Annotated in this window: 13 protein-coding genes and 1 pseudogene; 10 read left to right on the top strand and 4 right to left on the bottom strand. The window is 34.7% G+C overall.

Going from position 1 to position 13,745, the window contains the following annotated elements; all coding sequences use genetic code 11:
- The first annotated feature begins 166 nt into the window (after positions 1–166).
- The 3 genes from NBT05_RS00310 to NBT05_RS00320 all read left to right on the top strand — a co-directional run bounded on the left by NBT05_RS00310 (position 167) and on the right by NBT05_RS00320 (position 3,720).
- Positions 167–1,018, top strand: a complete 852-nt coding sequence (locus NBT05_RS00310) for an AraC family transcriptional regulator (protein ID WP_265771422.1) — start codon at positions 167–169, stop codon at positions 1,016–1,018.
- A gap of 1,327 nt (positions 1,019–2,345) precedes the next feature.
- Positions 2,346–2,933 carry a hypothetical protein gene (locus tag NBT05_RS00315; RefSeq protein WP_265771423.1) on the top strand — a complete coding sequence of 196 codons (588 nt, stop codon included), beginning with the start codon at positions 2,346–2,348 and terminating at the stop codon, positions 2,931–2,933.
- 238 nt (positions 2,934–3,171) lie between these two features.
- Entirely contained in the window at positions 3,172–3,720 is a 549-nt protein-coding gene (locus tag NBT05_RS00320; RefSeq protein ID WP_265771424.1) for a hypothetical protein, read from the top strand.
- 154 nt (positions 3,721–3,874) lie between these two features.
- Here NBT05_RS00320 and NBT05_RS00325 read toward each other — a convergent pair whose 3' ends face one another.
- Positions 3,875–5,398, bottom strand: coding sequence for an IS1182 family transposase (locus NBT05_RS00325; protein ID WP_265771426.1), 1,524 nt, complete (start codon positions 5,396–5,398; stop codon positions 3,875–3,877).
- A gap of 740 nt (positions 5,399–6,138) precedes the next feature.
- Here NBT05_RS00325 and NBT05_RS00330 point away from each other — a divergent pair.
- Complete coding sequence (locus NBT05_RS00330) at positions 6,139–6,663, top strand: hypothetical protein (protein WP_265771427.1); 525 nt, start codon at positions 6,139–6,141, stop codon at positions 6,661–6,663.
- Here the strand turns inward: NBT05_RS00330 and NBT05_RS00335 are convergent.
- Positions 6,653–7,633: an IS30 family transposase gene (locus NBT05_RS00335; protein WP_265770627.1), complete on the bottom strand. Its 981-nt coding sequence runs from the start codon at positions 7,631–7,633 to the stop codon at positions 6,653–6,655. The two genes, NBT05_RS00330 and NBT05_RS00335, sit on opposite strands and share 11 nt — an antisense overlap.
- A gap of 109 nt (positions 7,634–7,742) precedes the next feature.
- Here NBT05_RS00335 and NBT05_RS00340 point away from each other — a divergent pair, with 109 nt between their 5' ends.
- The 4 genes and pseudogenes from NBT05_RS00340 to NBT05_RS00355 all read left to right on the top strand — a co-directional run bounded on the left by NBT05_RS00340 (position 7,743) and on the right by NBT05_RS00355 (position 10,038).
- Complete coding sequence (locus NBT05_RS00340; protein WP_265771428.1) at positions 7,743–8,342, top strand: hypothetical protein; 600 nt, start codon at positions 7,743–7,745, stop codon at positions 8,340–8,342.
- Between the two features lie 102 nt (positions 8,343–8,444).
- Entirely contained in the window at positions 8,445–9,230 is a 786-nt protein-coding gene (locus NBT05_RS00345; protein ID WP_265769592.1) for an IS4 family transposase, read from the top strand.
- Positions 9,231–9,247: 17 nt separating this feature from the next.
- Positions 9,248–9,400: pseudogene (locus tag NBT05_RS00350) on the top strand (transposase); the annotation flags it as partial.
- A 284-nt stretch (positions 9,401–9,684) separates the two neighbouring features.
- A complete protein-coding gene (locus NBT05_RS00355) occupies positions 9,685–10,038 on the top strand; it encodes a hypothetical protein (RefSeq protein ID WP_265771429.1) in 354 nt (117 codons plus the stop codon).
- Here the strand turns inward: NBT05_RS00355 and NBT05_RS00360 are convergent.
- Positions 9,995–11,308, bottom strand: coding sequence for an IS701 family transposase (locus NBT05_RS00360; RefSeq protein ID WP_322874206.1), 1,314 nt, complete (start codon positions 11,306–11,308; stop codon positions 9,995–9,997). The genes NBT05_RS00355 and NBT05_RS00360 overlap by 44 nt on opposite strands.
- A 275-nt stretch (positions 11,309–11,583) precedes the next feature.
- Between NBT05_RS00360 and NBT05_RS00365 the strand changes: the two genes are divergently transcribed.
- Positions 11,584–12,093 (top strand): helix-turn-helix domain-containing protein, encoded by a 510-nt coding sequence (locus tag NBT05_RS00365; protein ID WP_265771430.1) that lies wholly within the window; start codon positions 11,584–11,586, stop codon positions 12,091–12,093.
- Positions 12,086–12,646 (top strand): IS630 family transposase, encoded by a 561-nt coding sequence (locus NBT05_RS00370; protein WP_265773185.1) that lies wholly within the window; start codon positions 12,086–12,088, stop codon positions 12,644–12,646. Before NBT05_RS00365 ends, NBT05_RS00370 begins: the two co-directional genes overlap by 8 nt.
- Here NBT05_RS00370 and NBT05_RS00375 read toward each other — a convergent pair.
- Positions 12,623–13,648 carry an IS1595 family transposase gene (locus tag NBT05_RS00375; RefSeq protein ID WP_265771432.1) on the bottom strand — a complete coding sequence of 342 codons (1,026 nt, stop codon included), beginning with the start codon at positions 13,646–13,648 and terminating at the stop codon, positions 12,623–12,625. The genes NBT05_RS00370 and NBT05_RS00375 overlap by 24 nt on opposite strands.
- Between the last annotated feature and the right edge of the window lie 97 nt (positions 13,649–13,745).

A 13,745-nucleotide genomic window follows, 5' to 3' on the forward strand; every position in this document is an offset into this window, starting at 1 on the left:
AGAAAATAAAGTCAAAAACTATGCGTATTATGAATTGATCGAGGTTATTCGTAATATTAAGCTCTAAAAAAATGGAATTTCTAACGTATAACTACTATAATAGCCAATTTAAAAACTCCTATTTTACTTGTATAATCATTACTAATAGTTAAATTATAATACTTTCGTGAAAATTATTAAGGAAATAACACCACTTAATTTAACTGCACCTTTTGTACTCCAAAGGCACGAGAATGCTCAATTTGATTATCCCCTTCATTATCATTCAGAATATGAAATAAATTATATCACAAATTTTTACGGAAAACGGATAGCCGGTGACAGTATAGAGCGCTGTGATACTGAAGAACTAGCACTACTTGGCCCCGGACTACAACACATCTGGACATCAGATACTCCTGAGACTAATGCCACAGTAATTACGCTTCAATTTTCTGAAGGATTTTTAGGCAATATCGATAAGGAATATAGAATCTTTCATAAGATAAAAGAGCTTCTCAATTTATCAAAGAAGGGCATACATTTTTCTAAACCCACAAGAGATAAAGTAGGAAAAAAATTAGAAAAATTGGTGACCTTAGAAGACCTACCTTCTTTCTTTCTGTTTATAGAAATCCTACAAGACCTTGCCGTTTCTAAAGATAAGTATATATTATCATCGTCTGTACCTAAAGGAAGTTCACAGCAGGTAAAAAGTAGAAGAATTAACAAGGTAATTCAGCACATATACGACCATTACCAAAAAGATTTAAAACTAGATGACCTGGCACATATTGCAAATATGTCACCTTCGGCATTTAGTCACTTTTTTAAAAAGAGGACTAATATCAACTTCACACAATTTCTACTGAATTATAGATTGAGTATGGCATCAAAACTTCTTGTAGAAACCGAGTTAGCCATAAACGAGATTTCGTTTAAAGTGGGCTTTAAAACATTATCAAATTTCAACAGATCTTTTAAGCGTAAATATAATGTTTCACCTCGACAGTTTAAGCGAGTGTTTGAAAAAATATAATTTGATAGTTATTTGATTACCAAATTTTTACGTTTTAATCTATAGAAAATTTTCCGTAGCATAGATATCTCATGCGATCCATAGTATCGATGTCTTAGCGGGTTGCAGGATTTGATATATGCTTTTGTAAAGACGTAAAAATATCATGATACCTCTTTTATCAGTTTATTGTATCGATTCACTTATACGTACATCAATCTGAGCTTGAGATTCTCTATTTCCGGATCTATTTATCGTTTAAATTTTTATTTTTTCCTTACTATCTTACATTATACACCTATACTTTATAATGCCTAATACTCTTGATAAATCTTTAATAGATTCACTTCGTTCATTGTTTTTTAAAATTTTGATAATTAAGCTATTGCTGAATTTACTATTTTATAATGTCAGCTTTAATTCAAAACTAGTAAATTCAAATTGTTGGGTAAAGAAGTTAATTTAAGCTGCCTTTTTAAGTTTACCCATAGAAATGATTGTTATAAATCTGAGTCTGCGATAAACTTTTAGTAAAAGAGCGCTAACTGATTAGGAGGGACGTAAAGGATGTATGGTTTCTTAAAAAAATTAACTTAATTGATTCTTAAAGAAATTTTTAGTGTAAAAGCTATCCAGCTAATTTAGAACGAATTACCCTGAAATCTTCAAGAAAAAAGTTCGAACTAATTCGCGAGTAGTCCACGATAGTTAAACCGCACTTTTAGTGCGGTTTTTTTTGTTAAAATCAAATTTGTTATTTTGAGGGTTTAACGAGACGTGGGATTACATTGATACTGGGAGACCGTTGCAAATTGATTTCTGTTGGGATAATTTTATACATTATTAATAATAGTAAACCGTGTTGCATTTTGAGAAAAAAGAGTCGATATAAGTGTTTTTTCGTAATTACATGAAGAAAGAATTATCGAGAATAGCTTTTTAACTAGAACCCTTGTTCTCGATAGTTCTGCTGAGATTGTCGAAGTACACTTCTCCTTCCGGTCGAAACACTCTAACCTGCCCGTGCCATTCAGGCGGGCTGACGGATCTTGTAATGATTTGTATCCAAATGCACCACGGGTTAATAGTATCCTTCTTTCCTCTTTTTTTGATAACACTTATTAAAAAAGATAATTTTACCTTTATATTATCATAAAAAATCTAATGGGCTTGAATGTGCGGGCGGCTACGCCACCAGTTGCCCGTCACTGCCGAGAGCGGAGAACGGGCAAGAACTGGCTGCTACTTGTCCAGCCATAGGCAGGATAACATATTCCCACTCCGCTAAGATATTTCATATCTTGTTCCGTGAAAACATGCCATAGCCGCCCGCGCATTACCCAACATTGTGAAGATAGACGGAGAAAATATAATTGTAGGATATAAAATAGAAGATTTAATTGGTGGACTAATTAGTCTTGGATTATCTATTTTTCTAATTGTTCAAATGGATGATACTGAAAAATGGACTGCTTGGTTAATGGCATTATTTTTAGGTCTTGGTTCAATAGTTGTATTGTGGAAATTTGTTAATCCAAAAAATAAATTTGTAAGTCCTAAAAGTGAAATAGCAAAAAAAATACGCCAAGAAGAACTAAAAGCTAATTTTAATACTGACGGAATATTTGTTTATCGAGAAAATGGATTTGAACTCTTGATTGACAAAAAGCTGACAAAAATTAATTGGGATGAAATATTGCAATTAATCGGATACAAAATTGATGCACTAACTACTGATGAAATATGTTTGTACGTTTTGTGTAAAAATGGTAAATCGTTTGAAATCAGTGAAAGTTCAAAAGGCTGGTTTGAATTTAACAAACGATTGAAAGATAATATTTCTAGTCTTAATAAAAACTGGGAAATTGAAATTGCCCATCCGCCATTTGAAAGAAATCAAACGGAATTATATAACGCAAAGAAAAACGTTGAGTAACAACACCTATGCGATAATGCGGAGTTTGGGTTTAATCGAAAAGTCATTACCTATTTGGATTGTCGCCAAAGTATTAAATTTAGTATTTTAGAAAAAGATAAAAACAAAATATAAACTTTGGCTAAGTGCTGGATCGAAAGTCAGTGATTTTTTACTCCCGCACTACGCATAGCTAAACGTTGCCACACATTTGAGAAATCGTGCTAACCGAAAAACATATAGACTGAAAAACAAAAATATGATTAAGAAATTACACCTAATTTTACTGTTGATTTTGCCGATTACAATGTTCGGTCAATTATCTGAAGCACTTGACGAAATAAGAGCTGATAAAAATGCTGAATATGAAAAATATGAACCTTTATTATTTGAAGCGACGGAATATATTTTTGATAATCCTGTAAACGTAAAATCAAAAGAATTTATTTCTGCTACACAGATTGTCGGATTTTGGATGAATAAAGATACTGGAATGGGAATTCCAACATTTGGAAATTTTTTCACTTCTCTGACAAATGAAAATAAACAACAATTTCTATACACAGTTGCGATGATTAATTATGGCTTAGATCAAAAAATCAATCGCAAACGAATTTTAACTTGTAAAAAAATTGACGGACAGAAATTCAGCGAACAAGAAGATGTTAGAGAAGTCCAACTTGGTGGAGCAAAAATTTTACTGGAATATATCATAAATAAAAAGAACAACGTTCCTATAAATTCAAAGACAAAAAAGTATGTAAAAGCATACAAAAAAGGAAATTTGGACAAAATATTTTTTGAATAATAAATCAGAATTAAAAACGTGTGGCAATAACGGTAACCGTTGCACAAGCCCCTAAAAAGTCAAAGGACAATCAATAATCTTGAGTTTAAGCCCTGATTTTCTAGAGGGATATATTCATAACTACCTCAATACAACTAGCGCTAAATTGCTTATTTTACGCCTTAAAAGGTATTTTAATCGAAAAATTATGGGCTAAACAGACTCCCACTTTACTTATTGGGTTTTTCTTGGTGAATTTCAGGTATTTCTTCAAGTTATAAGCAATAGCCGCCAAGTGCATAATCTTGTTTGCTTGCTGGATTCCAATAGTATTAATTTTTCGTAGTCCCATAAATTGGGTAAGAGTCCCAAATACCGGCTCCACAGTACTCTGCCGTTTGGCTTTCATATAGCGCCCCTGTTTACTGTTTACTCTAGCTATGTTACGCTCATATTCCGCCCGGTAATAAGTAACCGTTATTCGTTTCTCCTGACTGCTCTTTAGGCATTCTTTACGCAGTGGACAACCGGTACATATCTTTTTACTGGCTCTGTATTCCTTCTTTCTTGTTTTGGTTCTATAATCTAAAAACTCTTTGGTAAATGGGATTACGTTTCCTTTGGGACACAGATAATGATCTTCTGTTTCTATATACTGAAAACCATCCGGACCACCCTTATAGGTGCCGTGAGGCGGTATAAAACTTTTTATACCTTGACTTTCCAAAAATGCATAGTTCTCTCCACTACTATAACCAGTATCAGCTACACAATTTTCCCAAAACATACCTTGCTTCCATAACCGCCTTTGTAAGCGCTTTACAATATCAGGTAGTTGCTGGTTATCCTTGCCGTCTGCATGGTAAGCTTTTATATCGGTAATGACGTGGTTGTTTGTATCTACACTGAGTTGGCTTAAATAGTTCAGTTTTCTGGCCTTACCTGGCTTAACACTGATCCTTGCATCCGGATCTGTGGGACTGTAATGAGTTTTATTACTCGTATAACGACTTCCTTTGTTTCCAGCTCCCGGGCGCTGATCCTGATCTTTTGACCATCTTTTGTTCCTGGAAGTGATTCCTTGCAGTTCTTTCTCATTAGCAGTAATGATTCTTTGGTCTTTACTGGATTTATCCTGCTTGGCTTTTCTGAAGGTTTGTTTATCTCTTTTACTGATATGGCGTACTTCTGCCAGGTGGGCATCCAGATCTTGGCTTGGGACTTTAAGCTCTAAACTATCCATGGATGCATTGGCTTTTACAGGGGCGCTGTCAATAGCCTGGGTGTGACCACTGACCATACCTTTTTCCACACACAACTCAAGTACTTTTGTAAAGACCTCTTCAAATATGGACTCCGGAAATAACTGACGTGTTCTCGAGATAGTCGAATGCCAAGGAAGTTCTTCATCAATATCATACCCTAAGAAATAAAGAATATCCAGTCGCATACTACAGTGTTCAATAAGCTTGCGGTCACTTATGATATTCTCCAGATAACCTACCAAACAGAGTTTGAAGAAAACCACTGGATCAATACTTTTTTGACCGCTAGAACCATAAAACTTTGAAGTAAGATTGTATAAATAGTCCAGGTCCAAAGCCTCTTTAAGCCTGCGGTAGAAATTACCTTTGCCAACACGGTCACTAAGCTGGAAACTATTGAACAACTTCTCCTGATATATCTTCTTGCCTTGCATACTTCAAGATAGTAAATCAATGAACTAAACATATTAACCCAATGTTAGCTTTTTACTATCTTGTGCAACAAGCACAATGGCTATAAGAAATTGCTTGTTTTCGCCTACTTCTGAAAATCCTCGCGGATTTTCAGCTTAGTGTGTACTTGCAAAGTTAAGTGCTAACCCCTGCAACTACTTATAGCCGAGACCGTTCGAACCCATACTCTAGATGTGAAAAACAATACGAAATCAAAACGCAACGGCGGACGGAAGCCAGATCGAGTGGTCTATAAAAATTTGGAGTGGTTCGTACCGAATCCCAAGAAAAAAACGGTAGAAAAATCCTAAATTCAGGAGGTTAACGGAGCAGTAACGTGCATAAAAACGCTTTTTAGGCTGACCACGATAAAATTGACGGAATAAAAGGTCTGTGATTTTTTGGTTTGGCTAAGGTCGAATCCAGTGGTAACAAGGCGATCGAAGAGAAAATACAACAATAACGGAGCAATACGTAAGCAACCATCGCCTTGCTGCGACATATTTACCAAGTACAGGCTTGTAAGATTGGTACGCGCCATAACACTATGTATGAAATCAGGGCAGTTTTCGCTTATCCAATGTTGGTTTTGTGTTTGTGATGGCGCTGATTTTTAATAGGTTTGTAAAAGAAATTAAAAACAAGCGCAGTTGGATCGATAGGTCAAAGCATTTTTGCAAGCCCCGATTCATACATCAAGCGTTAGGGCATATTGAAAAAAATGAGAAAAATTACATCAATTCTATTCTTACTAAGCTTAGCAACTTCTTTCGCTCAAAAACTACCTATAAAAGTTAATGTTGCTGTTTCCAAAATGGGGGACAATAAAATAAGTAACTCTGATATAAAAGGAACCGAATATATTTTTCATGAAAGAATTGAAAATTTGTATTTAGATGTCATTAATCAAACAATTACAGTCCAAACACGAGGCGTAAGTAAAAATGGCAAATGGCTAAACAATAAAGGTCAGTTAATTCAATATGACATTAATAAAAACAACTTACTCTGGTCAAAAAAGTTTTTATATAATATGAGTTCTCTAAAACAAGAGAATGGAACTTTACTTATCTCTAGACCTGACAAAACGTTTAAAATTAATCCTGAAAACGGTCGAGAACTACTAAAAATAAAGGATTACATATACTACTTAATTGGAGATAAAGACATTGCTTTGAGCTATAAAATTAAGACCTCAGGAATAAGTAAAGATGAATTAAAAGCTATTCCTACATTCAAGTTATAAATGCAACAGTTTGCGTTTTGTTGATAAAAGTTGCGTATACCTCATTGGGTGTTTTATACCCGAACCTTTTCCTAGGCCTATTGTTTAAAATGTTTTCTACTTTCTCTACCGCTTCCTTAGTTATCTCTGCAAAGCTACTACCTTTTGGGAAATACTGCCTTATCAGCCCGTTGAGGTTTTCATTGGCACCCCTTTGCCAGCTATGGTAGGGTTTTGCAAAGTAGAAATCAATGTCAAGCTCCTCTGCTATTTCCTGATGGTTTGCAAACTCCTTCCCGTTGTCACTGGTAATAGTTTTAATAAAGGGCTTCCAATCTTCCAGTAGTTCTTCCGTTTTCACCTGGACTTCCCGGGCTGATTTGTTTTCTATATGTCCCATCCTTAGCATCCCTGTAGCCCTATCGTTTATAGTGACAAGGGCACCTCTATGGTCTTTACCTATCACCAGGTCAATCTCAAGGTCACCTATCCTTTCTTTTTTGTCTACTACCCGGGGGCGTTCTGTTATGTCCCTTCTATTAGGGATGCACCCCCTACCTGCTTGCTTACCGCCTCTTTTCTGGTACTTCCTTCCCTTATTACGCAAACAAAGGTATGTTCTCCCGCCTGCTTTCTTATCCTGCCATATAAACTGGTAAATACGTTCATGCGATACACAAGGGGTCCCCTCTAGCATAGCCCTTCCTTTGATCTGTTCCGGGCTAAGGTGGTCTTGAAGCCCATCACAAACAAGCTTCTCCATGGAAGGGGTAAAAACCTTATGCTTTGTTTTATCCTTATGGCGTTTTTGGGCTTTTCTTTGGGCTAGCTCAGCATTGTACTTCCCACTTCGGTGATCAGCATTGCGTCCTACTTCCCTATATATAGTAGAGCGATCCCGACCCAACTGTTCTGCTATTTCCTTTTTAGGGGTTTTAAGTTCTAAAAGCGCTGATATTTTGTACCTTTCCTCCAGCGTTAAATGTTCCATATTCTTTAAGTTTTCCAACCCAAAGGTATGAGATTTTTCGCCGCCCCCACCATAGTTTTAGCCCTAGGGCTAAAACTATGGTGGGGGCTTTTTATCAACAGATAAACTGTTGCATTTATGTGTTGAATCTAAGATTGATTTAAAAACAGGTGATTTAAAATGGCAAAGAGAAGTTAACAATGAATTTGGTTGGAACGATCTAATTCATTTAAATGATTCTACAATTGTAATTTCGTCAAATGGACTTCATAAAATAAATCTAAAAAATGGAGATGGTTGGGATTACAAAACAAAAACTGGAAAAAAAGACTACACTGCAGCTGTTGTTGAAAATACCCTTGGTACAATAGCTGGTGTATTAACTGGTACCTTTGTAAGTACAAGCGCACATAATATTGTACGAAATGTAGTATCAAATGTTGAAACTGAAGACTCTAATTTCTACCTTTCATCAGAGGAACAAATTGCAAAACTTGATGGTAAGACAGGAGAAGTTATTTGGAAAAATGTTTTTGACAAAAACACTTCTAGTCGGTCTAATATTTTCCTTGATGACGAAAAAGTTTACCTGCTGAATTTTGGATTCGCCAATATGGGAAATCGGACTATTAGTTTTGGAAAACCTTTTTTTGCTGCCTACAATAAAATAACTGGGGAAAAGATTTTTCAAAAAATAATAGATGGTAAGAAAATACTAGTGATGCGTTAACTTTTTAATTTTTTCAATAACCCCTTTAATGATAAGGGTTAATATACGTTCTTTGATTTTTTGATTTGAAATGGCTTTTAGTTTAGCAGTTTAAAAACTGTTATGAACTCTGGAAAATATGTCTTTGCACAACTTTTACAATTTATAAACAAGTATGAGTTTGAAAAATGCGTAAAGAGGTACAACGGAGATTACAGATTCAGAAATTTTAATTGCTGGAATCAATTCATCCAATTGTTCTTTGGTCAATTGACTTCTCGTAATTCTTTGAGAGATATAGCTACTTGTTTAAAAGCACATAGAAGCAAATTATATCATCTTGGATTCAGTGGGTATGTAAACCAATCTTCTTTATCTCGTGCAAATGAGCGTAGAGATTGGCGGATTTTTGGAGATTTTGGACAATATCTTATTGATCAGGTCCGACCTCTTTATAATTCATCTCCAATACCAAATGTCAACTTAGACAATGAAGTCTTTGCCCTAGATTCCACTACAATTTCTCTGAGTCTTATGTTATTTAATTGGGCTCCTGGAAAATATTCTAAAGGGGCTATAAAGATTCATACATTACTGGATCTCAGAGGTAGTATACCTTCATTTATACTAGTAAGTGATGGAAAATATCATGACAGTAACATATTGGATTTGTTAATTCCTGTGCCTCATGCTATTTACCTGATGGATAAAGCTTATGTCGATTTCCAAGCGCTCTATCGTATTAATACTTGTGAAGCTTTTTTTGTCACAAGAGCTAAGTCAAACATAAGTTATGACATCGTAGAGGAAAACTTTAATATCGATAAGACAACTGGTCTTAGAAGCGACAAAATAATAGTTCTAAATGGTATAAGTCTAAAAAACTATATCCAGAACCTCTCAGATTAGTAGAATACTATGATAAGAAAAACGATACGACACTACTATTTCTGACCAACAATATAGAGGTGTCAGCACTTGAAGTGGCAAAACTCTACCGTAATCGCTGGCAAATAGAAACCTTCTTTAAGTGGATAAAGCAAAACTTAACTATAAAAAAGCTTTTGGGGACATACTGAAAATGCAGTTAACACTCACGTATGGGTGGCTATATGCACATACTTGATAATAGCTCGTGTCAAACACTCTATAAAGAGTGAATTATCCATTTATCAAATTATACAAATCTTAGGCATATCCTCAATGGATAAAACACCAATAAAAGAATTGCTTACCAAAACAATTTCAAAACAAAATGTCAATGAACAAATAAAATTATTCGATTAATAAATCTTAACGCATCAGTACTAGTAAGAAAAGAATAATAACTGATTACAAAGTCACAAATGATGGTGTAATATTATTGAGTATTAACGAATTATTTCTACTATCAAAAAATTCTGGAGATATTACGACTAAAGTAAAAATTGATGCTCAAAAAGATGGTATATTAAAATACTTTGTTGACAATAAAATCCTCATAATAGAAGATTCAGATGATACAATTAGCTTTAAAAATCCTAATAAAAACAAATCTTACTTCCTAACAACTAATGGAGATATACTATCCATCAATAACCAAGACCTATCAAAAGATATCTCTTTAGGTTTTGATGAAATTTTTATCGACAATAGATCTTACGAAAAGAATAGATTAATCCTACTTTGTCATCTTATGTTTTATAGTTTTTATTTTGATCTCTTAGAAGTTGGTTGATGTATCTTTTATGCTGTTTTAGAATAATGTTTATAGCTACTTGAGGTTTTTCTATTTTTGTTTTTATACATAGGCACACGATTTTTCTTAGGGTTGGTGCTGTATACTTTTGATCTTTAGTTTCTATTTTTAGTTTAGCAATCAACAGCATTGCCATCATACAAATTGCCATGTGGTTATGAAAACCATGCCATCCCCTAATTTGATAGTCTCCCATTCCCACTAGGTTTTTCCCTTCTTTAAAAATTTGCTCGATAAATATTCTTTGTCCTTGCTTTTGCGCTAGCTCTTTGATGTGGTCGTTTTCCATATTTGTCAAGGAATATTTAGTTTTTCCATCGGTATCTTTTCGAACCAGTAGTACCAAATCTAACCACTTGTTTTCACGGGTAAGAATTTGCACTTTGGCATAGTGGAACTTTGCTTTGAGAGTTCCTTTGGTTGATTCTCGAATTGTGATGTGTTCAAAATCATCTTCCAATAAGTTGGCGGTGTATTTGTCTACCCTGCATTTTTCATTTGGATCGTAATTGAAATAGATCAAATGGTCACTGCGGATATCCCCTATAAAATCAATACGGGCACCTATCAAATAGTCTAACAAAAAAGTAGCATTGCCATACAACGCATCGAAGTTCACGTAATCGAAGGCAACCCCTTTGATCTTTGCCTGTTCTATGATCTGCCATGCTATCTCTGGCTTGCTACAATGTTTTTGATCCTTAGGGATATTGCATTTGTCTCTTCTCAAACTATCACAATCCCATTCCTTTGGCATAAATAGGCGCATATCAATAGGGGCGTAATTTATGCCTTGCGAAAGGCCTGCTGCGACGGCTACTTGTCCATTATCTGTCTTACCAATACAGCCTAAATATTGTCTAGAAACACAAGCTGACATTTTACCTTTTTTACGAAAACCTACCTCGTCTATCAGTAGCGCAGTTGGTTGTTTGCCCTTGGCAAAGAGCTGTGAGGCCTCCATAGCTACTTGATCCATTAAGCCCTCATACGACCAATGACCACTATTGATAAAATGATTGATACTTTGCTGATCCAAACACGACAAGTGGTCTGCAATATTCTGACAGTTAGCTGTCTTCTTCTCTAATTTAAAAAGTGATTGAAAATAATCGAATGCATGTTGCCCGTAAGAGAACTTGACAATCTTAAAATGGGTGCTGAAATTTAAAAAGAAGGAGTTAAGGTTCGATTCAATAAACCCCAGAAATTCTGAATTCCTGGAATCATTTTTTTTGGTGGATACTATCTATTGTAGCCCACTTTTGTTTACTTTGTGAAACATAAATTTTTGCAGGGGCAAAATAATGTGTTTATTATCATTCACAAAATGTTTTGCCCCTTTTTTTCTAAGATGACAAAGTAGAATTAATATCTAGAGGAGAAACAACATACTTGATTGATAGTAAAAATGATATTATTTCCGAAGGCTCTAGTTTATAATTGCGTTGATATTAGTTTTTGATATTGTGCTTCAATATTTCTGTAATACAATTTACGAGATAATATTTCGTATATTTGTATATGGGAAAACACATATCATTTGAAGTATTAGAGACTTCTTCACAACTACGTTCTATGATTCGTAAAGCATCACATTCTAAGAATGTTTTGCGGTTACAATCCTTGCTTTATATAAAAGAAAAGACTTTTAAAAAGCAATCTGATTTAGCAAAGCATTTGGGTTATAATGTCCGTACAATGGAGTTGTGGTTAAAAACATACAAAGAAGAAGGTATTGAAGCTATGTTAATTGGTTCAAAGCCTAGGAAGGCTAAAGAGCGTAAAGTTACCAAAGCTGTTCACACTGGTTTATCCAAAAGGTTGAATGATAGCTATCAAGGTTTTGAGAGTTACGTTCAGGCAGTAAATTGGGTCAAGGAGCAATACGGGATTAGCTACCCATACAATACCCTACGCGAATATATGATTGATGTTTTTGGTTCTAAGATCAAACAACCAAGAAAATCCCATATTAAAAAGGATCCGGAAGCTCAGGCTGATTTTTTAAAACTTACCAAATCTAATTTCTGAATTAAGATTAAGTCTAAATAAAGATACTTACGGTTCTATAAACCTTTACTTTCAAGATGAAGCTCGTTTTGGCTTAAAAACCCAGGTAGGTACAGTTATTACAGCTAAGTCTGTTGCCCCTAAAGTTAAGTTTCAACATAAATTTAAAAACACCTACCTCTATGGAGCGTACTCCCCAATAAATGGGGACAGTATAGTCTTAGAGGTAGAAAATGTAAACAAAGAAATTTTCCATAACTATTTAAAGCAACTATCAGAGCATAAACCTTGTGAATTAAAGATAGTAGTAATAGATAATGCAGGGTTTCATTCAACAAAAGATATGCTAATACCTGATAATATCAAACTCCTTAGGATACCACCATATACCCCTGAATTAAACCCTTGTGAGCAAGTCTGGGCTTATATAAAAAAGAGGTTTAAAAATAAAACGTATGAAAATTTAGAAGACCTGAAAGATTGGCTGAAGCAATTCGTTGAAAGTATGAGCCAAGAAACAATAAAATCTATTGTTGGGAACCATCACTATTTAAACGCCTTTTATACGAAATAAATAACCGTAAATCGTATAATTCTTTATAGCGTTAACATTTAAGACGGTTTTTTGCACAAATAGCAACGCTTTATCCTTATTGTTTTTGAGCTGCTCTTTGAGCTTAAACCAATTTAGGTACTGTTGCAGGTATTTAGCGGCTACGCCCCAAAAAGCATTATCAATCCATTTTTTTATTCTGTTGTGGGTAGAATTAACATGTTGTATATGGTATATTTTATCTTTTACCCGTTGTTTTATACTCCCTTTTAATGGATGGTGTTCTATGTTTTGGTCTATAGCAAAGCCTTTATAACTCACATGGGCATCACTACAAAGAATCGTCTGGTTCTTGTTAATTCGGTCTCCGATAGCTTTTTGTATATCACTTTTCTTGATACGCCCCATAGTTGCAACTGTCAAATCCAAACCTGACCTCCTGTCTTGTGTAACAATGACCGCTACATGATCTTTGTTAACACCTCTTTTACTAGAGGTGCCACCACGTTTCCTAGATTCACGCCCTTCAGGAGTTTTTCCTTTTTCCGAGTTTAAAAAGAAGGTTTCATCACTTTCAGTAATTCCAGTAAAATCATCCCGATTTGTATCCGTTAAGGAAGCTAATATTTTATGACGCCAATCAAATGCAGTCTTTTTATTGATTTTCAAAGATTCCTTGATCTTATCCAAACTCTTTTCTTCTAACATTAAGGCTAAATAGGCATCTACTTTATCTTTCTTATGTAAACCAGCCATCCAAGTGCCTGTATATTCTGTAAAGCTCCTGCGACAAGACTTACATTTGTAGCGCTGTGCTCCTCTATCCATACCAAAACGAACATATTTGGGGTGATCACAATGAGGGCAACACCCTTGTTTATTGTCCAAAATATGACGACGAGATGCTTGCACTTGAATTGAAGAGCTTTCCTTAGTGATGAGCTTCTCTAACTCTACAGCCAATAAAGCCTGATCTTCAACAGATAACTTACTTATCCCAACTTTTATCTTTTCTAAATCCATAAATTAAAAATACAAATAATAGCAATTATAAACTAGAGCGAAGAATTATTCTGACGAAATTAAGATTAAAAAAGACGGGGATAAAACTTTCAGAAGT

Source organism: Aquimarina sp. ERC-38, assembly GCF_026222555.1.
In the GTDB taxonomy this organism is placed as follows: Bacteria; Bacteroidota; Bacteroidia; order Flavobacteriales; family Flavobacteriaceae; genus Aquimarina.